The 12,953-nt window shown below is 68.5% G+C and carries 10 protein-coding genes; 3 read left to right on the forward strand and 7 right to left on the reverse strand.

Going from position 1 to position 12,953, the window contains the following annotated elements; genetic code table 11:
• Positions 1–23 precede the first annotated feature (23 nt).
• Complete coding sequence (locus OG811_RS19740; protein ID WP_406067764.1) at positions 24–1,499, reverse strand: arabinofuranosidase catalytic domain-containing protein; 1,476 nt, start codon at positions 1,497–1,499, stop codon at positions 24–26.
• A 225-nt stretch (positions 1,500–1,724) separates the two neighbouring features.
• Here OG811_RS19740 and OG811_RS19745 point away from each other — a divergent pair, with 225 nt between their 5' ends.
• A complete protein-coding gene (locus tag OG811_RS19745; protein WP_406067766.1) occupies positions 1,725–2,738 on the forward strand; it encodes a LacI family DNA-binding transcriptional regulator in 1,014 nt (337 codons plus the stop codon).
• A 6-nt stretch (positions 2,739–2,744) separates the two neighbouring features.
• Here OG811_RS19745 and OG811_RS19750 read toward each other — a convergent pair whose 3' ends face one another.
• The 5 genes from OG811_RS19750 to OG811_RS19770 all read right to left on the reverse strand — a co-directional run bounded on the left by OG811_RS19750 (position 2,745) and on the right by OG811_RS19770 (position 7,750).
• Complete coding sequence (locus OG811_RS19750) at positions 2,745–4,457, reverse strand: amylo-alpha-1,6-glucosidase (protein WP_406067768.1); 1,713 nt, start codon at positions 4,455–4,457, stop codon at positions 2,745–2,747.
• A gap of 55 nt (positions 4,458–4,512) precedes the next feature.
• The gene (locus OG811_RS19755) at positions 4,513–5,337 is read right to left on the reverse strand and encodes a carbohydrate ABC transporter permease (protein WP_406067770.1); all 825 of its coding nucleotides are present in this window, start codon (positions 5,335–5,337) and stop codon (positions 4,513–4,515) included.
• Positions 5,334–6,173, reverse strand: coding sequence for a carbohydrate ABC transporter permease (locus tag OG811_RS19760; RefSeq protein WP_406067772.1), 840 nt, complete (start codon positions 6,171–6,173; stop codon positions 5,334–5,336). The genes OG811_RS19755 and OG811_RS19760 overlap by 4 nt, the downstream gene beginning before the upstream one ends.
• A 151-nt stretch (positions 6,174–6,324) precedes the next feature.
• Positions 6,325–7,563, reverse strand: a complete 1,239-nt coding sequence (locus OG811_RS19765; RefSeq protein ID WP_406067773.1) for an extracellular solute-binding protein — start codon at positions 7,561–7,563, stop codon at positions 6,325–6,327.
• 13 nt (positions 7,564–7,576) lie between these two features.
• Positions 7,577–7,750 (reverse strand): hypothetical protein, encoded by a 174-nt coding sequence (locus OG811_RS19770; RefSeq protein ID WP_406067775.1) that lies wholly within the window; start codon positions 7,748–7,750, stop codon positions 7,577–7,579.
• 113 nt (positions 7,751–7,863) lie between these two features.
• Between OG811_RS19770 and OG811_RS19775 the strand changes: the two genes are divergently transcribed.
• Both OG811_RS19775 and OG811_RS19780 read left to right on the forward strand, forming a co-directional pair.
• On the forward strand, positions 7,864–9,699 hold the full coding sequence (locus OG811_RS19775; RefSeq protein ID WP_406067777.1) for an RICIN domain-containing protein: 1,836 nt from the start codon (positions 7,864–7,866) through the stop codon (positions 9,697–9,699).
• 184 nt (positions 9,700–9,883) lie between these two features.
• Entirely contained in the window at positions 9,884–11,470 is a 1,587-nt protein-coding gene (locus OG811_RS19780; RefSeq protein ID WP_406067778.1) for an arabinofuranosidase catalytic domain-containing protein, read from the forward strand.
• An 82-nt stretch (positions 11,471–11,552) separates the two neighbouring features.
• Here OG811_RS19780 and OG811_RS19785 read toward each other — a convergent pair whose 3' ends face one another.
• Entirely contained in the window at positions 11,553–12,872 is a 1,320-nt protein-coding gene (locus tag OG811_RS19785; RefSeq protein WP_406067780.1) for a PHB depolymerase family esterase, read from the reverse strand.
• Positions 12,873–12,953 lie beyond the last annotated feature (81 nt).

A 12,953-nucleotide genomic window follows, 5' to 3' on the forward strand; every position in this document is an offset into this window, starting at 1 on the left:
ACGACCGACCTGGTGCGGCGTGATCAGCTGCGGGTGGACCACTGCTGGTTCTGTTGTCCGTTGCAGGCCCAGAGGATGAGTTTTGTGCCGTTCGCGGTGGCGGCGCCGTTGGCGTCGAGGCAGAGCCCGGATTGGACGCCGGTGATGGTGCCGTTGGCGTTGAGGTTCCACTGTTGGTTGGTGCCGCCGTGGCAGTCCCAGATGATCGCCTGGGTGCCGTTGGTGGTGCCCTGACCGTTGGCGTCGAGGCACTTGTTGCCGTACACCTGGAGTTGTTTGGTGGCGGTGTAGGTCCAACGTTGGGGTGCGCCGCCGGTGCAGTCCCACAGCTGCACCTGGGTGCCGTTGGTGGTGGTGCCGTTCGGTACGTCGATGCAGCGGCCGGACTGTCCGCCCACGACCTGGACGTTCTGCTGCGGGTTGCCGCCCGCGGCGGGCGCGTACGCGGCGGCGTTGATGTTGGCCTGGACGGCGTTCTCGGTGGCCGCCGATGGGTAGCCGGAGGTCAGCACGCCCTCGAAGAAGGTGCCGCGGCCGGTGATGCTGTTGTCGCCGCCGATGCCCAGGAGGATGGCACCCTCCTTCTTCATCGGGTGGTAGCCGTTGGGGCGCGGCCCGTCGAAGTAGGTTGTCAGGCTGCCCGACTCTGCGTTTCCGCCTCGGATCGCCCAGTGGTTCGGCTCGCCCTTGACCATGGCCGTGACGAAGCGGTGGTTGATGGACGCGATGTTGTTGTAACCCGCGTTCACTCCGGAGAACAGCCCCCACTCCAGGTCGGCCATGATCCAGGGGCCGCTACCTGCCCCGTAGCCCCACTGCTTGTTGGCGCCGAAGTAGACGGTTTCCATGATTGCGCGCTCGTCGGCGAGGCTGTTCGTCTGGGCGTTGCCATAGTCGAAACAGCACCACTGGTTGTAGTGCGTGCCGTCGACGACCGCGTAGATTCCCTCGGGTTGGTCGCCGGTCGCGATGCCGTTGGTGTTGTTGTTGCGGTAGCCGGTGCCGGGGGCGATGTAGACGCCGTACGCCTTCTGACCGCCGATCGTGATCGGGGCCGCTTTCGCGTCGGCGAGGTTGTCGTATCCGCCGGGAGCGGGGCCGGAGAAGCCGCCGGGAGGCGCCTGGGTGAGGCGGTTGTTCCGACCGGACTGGTCGTAGATGACGGTGATGACGCAGCTCGTGTTGGCGCAGAACGAGTCCTGTGCGGCGGCGTTGGCGAGCCCTCCCGCGCTCAAGACACCAATGTCCTGGGTGGCGTTGTTGGACGAGCGCCGGACCTGGTAGAGCGGGCCGTTGTACGCGCCGTACAGCGCGCGGGTGGTGCTGTGCGCGGCTACGCAGGGCGTGCCACCCGAGGCGTAGATGTCACACGGGCCCGTGCCGGCGGCGTGGGCGACGCCCGGAGCGTCCGAGACCACGTAGATGCCAGCGCCGACGACGAGGACCAACAGGGTCCCCGCGGCGGCCAAGAGGCGGCTCAGCCTTTTCTTCACGTTCATCGAATCCTCTCCGGCGTGCGGTGGTGGTGGGGTGGTCAGAGCTGCTGTCAACGTCATACGTCGTACCAATGACATTAATGGCGATCCATGCCTCCGCGCTACCTGTTCCGCGTACGTAACGGCCGTGGAGCCATTACCGATCCAAGGGCCAGATTCAGGACGGATATGCTCGTCGGCGGGGCATGGCGCCTCCCCGTCGGGGCAACAATCGATTCGAGGCGGTCTATGAACATCGGGGAGATCGCCCGCCGGGCGGGGGTGTCACGCAGCACCGTGTCCTACGTGCTGAGTGGGAAGCGGGCCGTGTCCGAGGCGACCCGGCAGCGGATCCAGGCGGTCATTGACGAGCTGGACTATCGACCGAACGCCAGCGCCCGCGCTCTGAAGGAGGGACGCACCCGCACCCTCGGGCTGGTGATCCCTCCGGCCAGCCAGCGGTTGACCGACATGCAGTTGGGCTTCGTCGCCAGCGTTGTCGAGGCGGCCGCCCGCCATGACCTCGATGTGCTGCTCTCCCCGTCCGGCGGCGACCATGACCGGTCGTTCGAGCGGATCGTCACCGGGCGTCGGGTGGACGGTGTGGTTCTGATGGAGATCCGGTTGAAGGACGACCGGGTGACTCGGCTGACCAAGGCCGGCCTGCCGTTCGTCACGATCGGGCGGACCGCCGAGCCGCACGGGATGAGCTGGATCGACATCGACTACGCCGGGCTGATCGCCAGGTGCGTGCACCACCTGGCCGATCTGGGGCACCGGCACGTGGCACTCGTGAACCGCTCTGCGGAGTTGGTGGCCGCAGGTTACGGCCCCAGCCATCGAGCGCAGGCGGGTTTCCGGGCGGCGGCGGTGGAGCGGGGCGTGACCGGCGTGGAGGTCTGCTGCGGCGACGACACGGTCTCCGGCGAGGCGTGCGTGGAAGAGTTGCTGGCGACACATCCGGACATCACCGCGGTGGCCACCATCAACGAGGCCGCGCTGCCCGGAATGCAGCGCGCACTGACCAGTGCCGGGCTGTCCGTGCCGGGCGACTTCTCCGTCACCGGCGTCGCCGCCCAGCACTGGGCGGAGGATTTCCGCCCGCCGTTGACCGCTGCGGATGTTCCGATGGTCGAGATGGGCGCCGAGGCGGTGTCGTTGCTGCTGGAGATCATCGCCGCGCCCGGAGCTGTGCCCCGCCACCGGCTCTACAACCCGCCCATCTCGTTGCGCTCCAGCACCGGTCCGGTCCGGGGCCGCTGAGTGTGGCTACCCACCCGCGGCTCGCCGTTCCTCCTGGGCGGCAGCGAGGATGAGATAGCTGCTGGCAGTCCAGGTGTACGCGCGGTCCCTGAGCCCGGCGCCGGTTTCGGCGTCGAAGTTCTCCGCGAAGCCGGACTTCTCACACAGCGCGAGGAATCGTCGACTGATGTCGTCGGCGATCCTGGTCTGCCCGGCCCGGCGCAGGCCATCCTCGACCAGAACCGTGGAGGGCGCCCAGATCGGGCCACGCCAGTAGCCGTCGGCCAGGTAGTGGGCCGAGTCCGTCGGCTCGGTGGCCAGCCCGTGCGTGGTCAGGTGCGTTTCGGCGCCCCGGGCCAGTGCGGCGGCGACCGGGGTGGGCAGGTCGGCCCCGAGGGCGACGGGCATCAGGTCGAGCAGGCTGCGGCTCGCTCGCCGATGCCCGGTGCGAGGGTTGCGGGCGGTGAAACGTTCGCCGTCCCACAGGTCCCGGAGCATGGCGCCCTGGATCCGGTCGGCCTCCCGGGACCACTGGTCGGCGGGCTCGCCCAGCTCGGCGGCGAGGTCCGCCAGGCAGCGCAGCTGCGAGACCAGGAACGCGGCGAGGTCGGCCGTCTGGAGAACCCGGCCGCCGTCGAACGTGGTCGCGTTGTCCCAGCCGCTGTCGTTGCCGTGCTGGTAGTGGGGCAGGTCGTGGCCGGGGGCTCGGCGCGCGTCGAGCCAGAACCTGGTCCACCGGGCGAGCCGGTCGTACGTCTGCGCCAGCGCCGTCCGGTCCAGCGGCTGAGGAAGGCGTCGGCGCAGGTGGCGTAGCGCCCAGCCGTGAATGGGGGGCTTGACATAGTTGTGCAGGACCTCGGAGTGGGCGATCGAGTCGGGTAAAGCGCCGGACTCGTCCTGGTGGTCGAAGGGCAGGTGGAACTGGTGCCAGGCCAGCTCCGGCTCGCCGCTGGCCAGGGCGATCGCGTTGAAGCAGTGGTCCCAGCTCCACACCTTGTCCATCCAGTGCTTGGACATGAGGACGGCCGGGCGGGTGACGAAGCCTGCCGGAGCGACGGTGGCTGACCACAGGACGTACGCGGCCAGCTCGGCGGCCGGGGTGTCCGCGCCGCGCCACGGCGCGATCGCGTCGACGAACGCGGTGAACTCGACGATCCGGCCGCGGCACAACTGCTCGAAGGTGACGGATCCGGCGTACGGGCGGCGGGCGGTGGCGTACTCCTCGATCGCGATTTCCCAGGGTTGGTCGCCGGGGAGGTCCAGGGACCGGTCGGCGGTGCCGAGCGCCTCCGCGCCGGCGGTCCGCGCAAGAGCACCGGAGAGCACCGTGATCCGGTAGCGGCGACCGGTCTCGTACGAGGTGAACACGTGTGACCCGTCGACCGGGTCGACGTACAGGTAGGTGCCGCTGAACGGGGTGAGGGTGCTCGCGGCTGCGGTCACCCGCAGGCCGAGCCGTCGGCCCCGGATCCGTAGGGTGTCCGGCCCGTCGTAGACGGCCTCGATCCGGTCGGCGCCGCTGCGCCAGGTCAGCAGCGCGGGCGTGGCGACGACCGTGGTGCCGGCGACCGCGGGGGTGAGGCGCAGTACCGGATGCAGCCCGGTCTGGTGGGAGACCAGGTGCAGATCGTCGGCGTACGTCTTCTCGGCAACCACCGGAGAGATGTTGAACCAGGATCCGCGGTAGCTGAACGGGATGTCCTGGATGGGAAACTCCGGACCGGACGGGGAGACGGTCATGGGTGGCGGGTGCCTTCCTGTGGTGCGGGTGGTCAGTTGCTGACCGCGCGGGTGGTCAGTCCTTGACGGCGCCGGCGGTCACGCCCATCGAGACGTACCGCTGGGCCAGGATCAGCAGCACGGCGGCGGGGACGGAGGCGACGACAGCGGTGGCCATGATGGCGTTCCACTGCTGGTTGTTGTTGCCGATGTAGTGGTAGATGCCGAGGGTGATCGGCTGGTGGTCGCCGCCGCCGGCGAGGGTCGAGGCGAAGATGAAGTCCGACCAGGACCAGAGGAACGCGAACAGCGACACCGTGACGATCGAGTTGCGGCTGAGCGGCAGCACGACCGACAAGAAGGTCCGTAGCCGACCGGCGCCGTCGACCACGGCAGCCTGGAGCAGCTCGTCGGGAATTCCGGACATGAACGCCGTGAAGATCAACACGCCGAACGGCACCGCCAGTGTCGTGTCGGCCAGGATCAGGCCGGGCAGCGTGTTCAGGACGCCGAGATGGAGATAGCTGGCGTAGAAGCCCATCGCCATGATGATCCCCGGGATCATCTGCGCGATCAGCAGCACGAAGCTCAGCGCCGGGCCGCCGGGCGGCCGGAGCTTCGCCAGCGCGTATCCGGCGGGGGCCGCCAGCGCCACGGTCAGCGCCACCGTGCCGAGGCCGACCAGAAAGCTGGTGCCGAGGTACGGCAGTTGTTGGTCGAGCACCGCACGGTAGCCGTCCAACGTGCCGTTGGTCGGAATCAGGTGCGGGGGACTGGCCCGCATGTCCTGGTCCCGGGTGAACGACACGTTGACCATCCAATAGACGGGAAAGAGCATCAGCCCGGTCAGCACCAGGCCGATGCCGGTCTTCCACCAGGCCCGAGGCGTTGAGGTGGTCATCTCAGGTGCTGCCTTCGCTCGATCCGGATGTAGACGAGCCCGGCGATCAGGGCCATCACGATGAGCAGGTTGCCGATGGCCGCACCCGGGCCGAACTCGGGCAGCAGGTTGCCGAAGCCGAGCCGGTACGACCAGGTGGCGAGCGTTGCCGAGGAGCCGATCGGGCCACCCCTGGTCATGATCCAGATGATGTCGAAAACCTTCAGCGTGTAGATCAGCCCCAGCAGCAGCGTGATCGTGGAGACGGGGCGCAGCAACGGGAAGGTGATCGACCAGAACCGTTGCCATCCCGTCGCGCCGTCGAGCGCGGACGCCTCGTACATCTCGGCGGGGATCGCCTGCAGGCCGCTGTACAGCACGACCAGGTTGAACGGGATGCCGATCCAGACGTTCGCGATGATCACCGAGGTGAGCGACCAGCCCGGCGAGGTGAGCCAGTTGACCGGGCCGATCCCGACGACGCCGAGCGCCGCGTTGACCAGACCTGAGTCGCTGTTGAGCAGCCACGACCAGGTCGACGCCGACACGATCAACGGCAGCAGCCACGGTACGAGGATGAGCGCCCGCAGCGTGCGCGACAGCGGGAAGTGCTGATGGAAGAAGAGCGCCAGGGCCATGCCGATGCTGAACTGGAAGGCGAGCGACGCGGCGGTGAAGATCAGGGTGTGCGCCAGCGTTGGCCCGAAGGCCGGGTCGGTCAGGACCGTCCGGTAGTTGTCGAGGCCGGCGAAGGGCGCGTCGCCCTGCACGAACGAGCGAACGGTGTATTCGCGCAGGCTCAACTCGACGTTGCGGTAGAGCGGGTAGGCGTAGAAGGCCATCAGGTAGACGGTCACGGGTGCCAGGAAGCCCCACGTCAGCCATCGGCTGGGCCGGCGTACGCGGGACGGGGGAGGCCCGGGTGGGGCGGCCGCCGCCGCCCCACCCTGGTCTCGTGCGGTGGTGGAAGTCTGTGTCGTGGACGGCATGGTGGCGGTTGGGGCGTGCTTACCTGGTCGTCGCTGCGGCCTGCGCGGCGGTCAGCGCCTCGCGCGGTGACTTCCCACCGCTGAGGGCTGCCTGCACCGCGGTCCACAGGGACTCGGAGATCTTCGGGTACTTCGTGCCGAGGTTGTCGCCGGTGCGGCCCTTGGCTGCCCGGACCGCCTCCACCCAGACCTTGAGCTTGGGGTCCGCAGCCGCCTGCCGCTCCTGGACGGCGGCGACGGGTGCGACGTAGGACAGCGTGGTGTCGGTGGTGAGCAGGTTGTCGGCGTTGGTCAGACAGGCGACGAGCTTCTGCGACGTGTCGTACCGGCCGGTGTTCTTCTGCACGGGGATGGAGACGAACTCACCGCCGGTGGGCGCCGGCGCCGGGCCGCCTGCGCTGGCTGGGATCGCAATGGTGCCGTACGAGAAGCCGAGTTTCTCCGCGTTGGCCAGCTGCCAGGTGCCGTTCTCGGCGAACGCGTAGTCGCCCGTGGCGAACTCCTGCCAGCTTGTCGTCTGGGTGTTGTTGATGACGGAGTTCGGGGCGTGGCCCTGCTTGAGCCAGTCCGTCCAGAGCGTCAGCGCGGACACCGCCTGCGGCGAGTCCAGACTGGTCAGTTGGGCTCCCGATCCCCAGAACCAGGGCAGGAACTGGAAGCTGCCCTCCTCGGTGCCGATCGCGGAGAAGGTGATGCCCTTCTTCCCCGCGGCCTTGACCGTGGTCAACGCCGCGGTCAGGGAGGTCCAGTCCTTGATCGTGACCGGGTCGACGCCGGCCGCGGTCAGCAGATCCTTGTTGTAGTAGAGGGCGAGGGTGTTCGCCCCGATCGGCACCCCGTACGTCTTGCCCTCGCTCTGGCCAGCGCCGAGCAGGTTCTTCTCCATCGCCGAGACGTCCAGCTTGTTGTCGTCGGTGGTGGTGAGCGCGCCGGCCTCGGCCAGTGTCGAGATGACCGGGTTGTCCACGATCAGTACGTCGGGCGAGTTCCGCTGCTGCGCGGCGAGCAGCGCCTTGTTGGTCAGGTCGGTGGTGTCGTAACCGGTCCGCTCGACGGTCACCCCCGCGGAGGTGCCGCACTTTTTGAGCAGTGCGACCCATTCGGAGTCGTCGGCGAACTGCGGGTACGGGTCCCAGAGGAGGTAGGCGCCACCGCCGGTGGGGCCGTCGGCAGACGATGAGCAGGCACTGCCTGCGGCTGCGGCGAGCGCTATCACGGCGACGGCGGCCAGGCGTCGCCGACGACTGAGTCCTGTCATGTATTGCCTCACTTCAGTCGATCGTCAGGTGGGCATGTGCGGGTTGACCGTCGCGGGCCGGATGCGGTCCGATCATGAGGCGAATCGATTCGACGAAACGGTTCGCACGAAGATAGGTCTGTCCATGCCCACCGGTCAAGAGATCGTCGGTCAGGCTGACGGACCTGCTGGGAAACACGAGCTTCATCGTGTCGTCACTCCATTGACACAGGTGAGTTTCCGGTCCTACGATCCGTGCGAATCGATTCGCAAGCGCAGCCTCCGGAGAGCGTCCCCCCACGCCCCACCAAGGAGCCGCCCGTGAAAACCCCGTCCCGCGGCAGGTCAGGACGAGCCCGCCCGCTCGTCACCCGACTCATGGTCGGCCTGCTCGCCGCCGCTGTCGCCGTAACCGTCGCCGCGTCTCCGGCTCAGGCCGCCGACGAGTCGATCAGTGTCAACTTCTCCACGACCAGCGGTACGCCGACCTACCGCGCGTCCGGCTGGATCTACGGCATGACCGAGAACGCCAGCGGTCCGGCTGACCACTTCTACCGGGACGTCAAGTTCCAGTACATGCGCGCCGGCGGCGCGCAGCTCGCGGGGAGCGGCTGGGTCGGCGGAACCTACGACCGCCGCTGGAACTCCACCCTCGCCCAGGCGCGGCGGACCACTGCCCTCGGCGGGAAGTTCATCATCCTGCCGCATGACCTCTGGGGTGCCGACGGCGCCGGGATCTCCCGCTTCCCCGGTGACAACGGCAACTGGACCGACTACGACAACTTCCTGACCCGCCTGATCAACGACGTCCGGGCGTCCGGGCTGTCGGTGCAGTGGGACATCTGGAACGAGCCCAACATCACCATCTTCTGGAACCGGCCGATCTCCCAGTACCTCGAACTCTGGCGTCGGACCTACCAGCGCATCCGGGCGGAGTTCCCCAGCCAGCTCATCGTCGGGCCGAGCTGTGCCTGCGTACCGTCGACCACGCACACCTTCTGGAACCAGTACCTGGACTTCGTCCGCTCGACCAACACGGTGCCGGACATCATCAGCTGGCACTCGCTGCCCGGTGACCCGGTCGCGAACGTCAACGCCGCCAACGCCACCCTCGACCCGCGCGGCATCGCCCACCCCCGTCCATACCAGATCAACGAGTACGGCGCGCCCGACGAGCAGAACCCGGCCGACGGCGCCTGGTACATCGCTCGTCTGGAGCGGGCCCGGGCCGACGGCCTGCGGGCGAACTGGGCCAGCGGCGGCAGCCTGCACAACGACCTCGGCAACCTGTTGATCCGTAACTCGGCCGGCCAGCACCAGCCCAAGGGTGAGTGGTGGAACTACCGCTTCTACGCCTCCCAGGTCGGGGAGATCGCCGCGGTGACCCCCAGCCAGTCGTACGACGCGTTCGCCACGAAGACGGCCGGCACGGCGAAGGTCCTGGTCGGTGGCGGTCGTACCACCGGGAACCTGACCGTCAACCTGCAACGCCTGGACACGACCAGCGGCATCGTGCAGAACAACCAGGTCCGGGTCCTCACCCAACGCATCCCGCACAACGGTGGCGGCGCGGTGGCGGGGCCGATCACGGTCTCGAACAGCGTGGTCGGCGTGTCCAACAACAACGCCACCGTGACCCTGCCGTACACCAACCAGACCGACACCTACACCGTCACGCTGCTGCCTCCCTCGGACGGTGGCTTCCAGTCGGTGGCGGTGGCCCAGCACTCCCAGCAGTGCCTGAACAACCCCGGCCTGAGCACCGCCGACGGCAACGTCCAACAGCAGAACTACTGCGACGGCGGTGACCAGCAGCTCTGGAACTTCGTCCCGGTGGCCGGCGTGGCCAACACCTACACCGTGGTCAACCAGCAGAGCGGCAAGTGCCTCGACGTCAGCGGGGTGTCCACCGCCGACGGCGCGGCCGTGCACCAGTGGACCTGCCTGAACAGCCTCAACCAGCAGTTCACGCTGCGCAAGGTGACCTACTCGGGCAACGACTCGCACGACTACCAACTCGTCGCCCGGCACAGTGGCAAGTGTGTCGATGTCAACGCGGTCTCCACGGCGGCCGGCGCGCTGGTCCACCAGTGGACCTGCAAGGCGGTCAACCAGGGCAGCCCGTTGAACCAGACGTGGCGGATTCTGGGGCGGTAGACGTCCCGGGGGAGGTGCTGCGCTGGCCGTCCGCCCAACGGCCAGCGCATCGCCCCGGCACTCACATTCATTGACATGAATTAAACAAAGGTCATACGATTCGCTGCGAATCGATTCGCCATCGCCACCACCCCCCGTGGCGCGTCGACACCCCCGCGCTTCCACGACTTCGAGGAGCCACCTCGTGCGAAACCCGTCCCCCATCGGGCCAGGAACAGCCCGTGATCTCATCCCGAGACGTCATCGCGCCCGACGTCTGACCGCCCTGGCGAGTGCTCTGGTCGGCGTTCTCGTCGGCATCGGCGCCACCCCCGGTGCCCCGTCGCCAACCGCCGAGGCAGCCGCTGCCCCGATGGCGGCCGCCATCGAACCGGGGCAGAGCACCCGGATCATCGGTACCCCGTCCGGCCGCTGCCTCGAAGTGCCCAACTCCAGCACCACCAACGGCACCCAGACGCAACTCTGGGACTGCAACGGCAGTGCCGGCCAGACCTGGACGTGGACGTCGAGCAAGCAACTACAGGTGTACGGCAACAAGTGCCTGGACGCCTCCGGCCGAGGCACCACCAACGGCACCCAGGCGATCATCTGGGACTGCAACGGCCAGAACAACCAGCAGTGGAACGTCAACAGCAACGGCACCATCACCGGCGTTCAGTCCGGGCTCTGCCTCGACGCCAACGGCGCCGCCACCGCGAACGGCACCAAAATCATCCTGTGGGCCTGCAACGGCGGCGCCAACCAGCAGTGGGCCTCGCCGACCACCCCGCCGCCGACCACCCCGCCGCCGACCAATCCGCCGACCGGCGCGCGCCCGTGCGACATCTACGCCTCCGGTGGCACCCCGTGCATCGCGGCGCACAGCACGACGCGGGCGCTCTATGAGGCGTACGCCGGCAACCTCTACCAGGTCCGACGCTCGTCGGACAACACGACCCGCAACATCGGGCTCACGGGTACCGGCGGCACCGCCAACGCGGCCACGCAGGACTCGTTCTGCACCGGCACGACCTGCGTGATCACGGTCGTCTTCGACCAGTCCGGGCGCGGAAACGACCTCTGGTACCAGGGGTCGAGCGTGGTGCCGGGCTCCCCCCAGAGCAAGCCGGCGATCGCCACCTCGGAGTCGCTGACCGTGGGAGGCGCGAAGGCGTACTCGCTCTACATCAATCCCGGCAACAGCTACTGGCGCGACGGGCACCTCACCGGCGTGCCGACCGGCGCGGCGCCCGAGGGCATGTACATGGTGACCAGCGGGACCCACGTCAACAGCGGCTGCTGCTTCGACTACGGCAACAGCGAGACGACCAGGAAGGCCGACGCCGCCGGGGCGATGGACGCCATCAACTTCGGCAAGCAGTGCTGGTTCGGCGGCTGCTCCGGCAGCGGACCCTGGGTGCAGGCCGACCTCGAATGGGGTCTCTTCCCGGGCGGCAGCAGCTCCTGGAACCCGAACCAACGCGCGTTCACCAGCAAGTTCGTCACCGCGACGCTCAAGAACAACGGCACGTCCCGCTTCGCCATCAAGGGCAGCGACGCTCAGTCCGGCAGCCTCTACACGCTGTGGGACGGCTCGCTCCCGTCGGGCTACAGCCCGATGAAGAAGCAGGGCGCGATCATCCTGGGCAGTGGCGGTGACTGCTGCAAGCCCGACGGTGGCGCCAACCTGAGCGCCGGCACCTTCTACGAGGGGGCGATGGTCGCCGGCTACCCGTCCGACGCGACCGAGAGCGCCGTGCAGGCCAACGTGGTGACCGCCGGTTACCGCTGATCCGGGCGACGCCCGAACGAGTCGTGCGCCGGTCACCATGAGGTGGTGACCGGCGCACGCTCGCGTGGACGTCGACCCGGTGTCAGGCGACCGTGCAGGACGCGCCGTTGAGCGTGAACGAGGACGGTCGGGCGTTGTTACCGGTGTGGGTGGCCTGGAAGCCAAAGCTCACCGAGCCGTTGACGGGGATGCCGCCGTTGTAGGCGACGTTCCGGGCCGTCACCTGCCCCGAACTGGGCGAGTAGGTGGCGTTCCAGCCCGAGGTGATGGTCTGCCCGCTCGGCAGGGTGAAGACCAGGGACCAGCCGTTGACGGCGCTGGTGCCGGTGTTCGTGACGGTGATGTTCTCGGTCAGACCGGTGTTCCAGGCGTTGACGGCGACGGTCACCTGGCAGGCGCCGGAGGCCGGGGGCGGGGTGGTCGGGGGCGGCGTGGTCGGCGGCGGGGTGGTCGGGGGCGGCGTCGTGGGGTTGGTCAGTCCGAAGAACGCGATGGCGGACGCGGCCATGCCGCCGGAGGGCAGGCTGTGCCCAGCCCCCTGGATGCTGTACGCCTCGACCTGGACGGTGCCGCTGCTGTCGGCGTACCGACGCCGGTTCCAGTTGGCCTGCGGCGTGTCGGTGGAGGTGGGTGTCTGGCTCAGCCCGAACACGTTGGTCCACTGCTCGATCGCCTCCTGCAACAACGAGTACGGCACGAGCGTGTCGTTGGTGCCGTGCCAGAGCTGCACCCGCGGGCGGGGCCCGGAGTAGCCGGGGTACGCCTGACGGACCGCGTCGCCCCACTGCTGCGGGGTCCGGTTCATGTTTCCGCCGGTGCACTGGCTGCTGGTGGGCGGGTAGTCCGCCGCATTGGCGAAGCAGTTGAACGGCACGCCCATGAACGCGGCGCCGGCCTTGAACAGGTCGGGATAGAGGGCCAGCATGTGGTTGGTCATCATGCCCCCGGACGAGCTGCCGGTGGCGTAGACGCGGTCCGGGTCGGCCGAGTACTGCTGTTGCACGTACCGGATCATGGAGACGATCGAAACCGGGTCGCTGCCGCCGCCACGTCGTTTGGCGGCGTCCGACCAGACGTCGAAGCAGTTGCCGAACCCGGCCTGCTGGGTGGCGGACGGGTAGATCACGATGTATCCGTAGCGGTCGGCGAGGCTGGCGAACTCGCTCCCGGAGTAGAAGCCAGGGCCGGACCCGCCGCAGCCGTGCATGGCCACCACGACCGCCGGCCGGGCCGGGCGGTTGTCCGGCACGTAGACGTGCATGCGCATCCGGCCCGGGTTGTCGCCGAAGCTGGTCACCTCGGTCAGTGACGCCGCGTACGCGGGCCCGACCGTGGGGACCACAAGGCCGGTCGCCACCAGCGACGCGGCCAGGGCGAGTAGCAGTTTCCTTCTGATTTTCACCGCACGACTCCTTCGATTGCCTGTGCAGGCTGGATTGGCCGTGCGATCCGGTCGCGGGTCTGCCCGACTCCCGCGGTGATC

Source organism: Micromonospora sp. NBC_01638 (assembly GCF_045209745.1).
Classification (GTDB): domain Bacteria; phylum Actinomycetota; class Actinomycetes; order Mycobacteriales; family Micromonosporaceae; genus Micromonospora.

Bases quoted from the DNA above. Each gene is read 5' to 3' on its own strand.
- OG811_RS19740 (WP_406067764.1), bottom strand. From the start codon at position 1,499: ATGAACGTGAAGAAAAGGCTGAGCCGCCTCTTGGCCGCCGCGGGGACC.
- OG811_RS19745 (WP_406067766.1), top strand. From the start codon at position 1,725: ATGAACATCGGGGAGATCGCCCGCCGGGCGGGGGTGTCACGCAGCACC.
- OG811_RS19750 (WP_406067768.1), bottom strand. From the start codon at position 4,457: ATGACCGTCTCCCCGTCCGGTCCGGAGTTTCCCATCCAGGACATCCCG.
- OG811_RS19755 (WP_406067770.1), bottom strand. From the start codon at position 5,337: ATGACCACCTCAACGCCTCGGGCCTGGTGGAAGACCGGCATCGGCCTG.
- OG811_RS19765 (WP_406067773.1), bottom strand. From the start codon at position 7,563: ATGACAGGACTCAGTCGTCGGCGACGCCTGGCCGCCGTCGCCGTGATA.
- OG811_RS19770 (WP_406067775.1), bottom strand. From the start codon at position 7,750: ATGAAGCTCGTGTTTCCCAGCAGGTCCGTCAGCCTGACCGACGATCTC.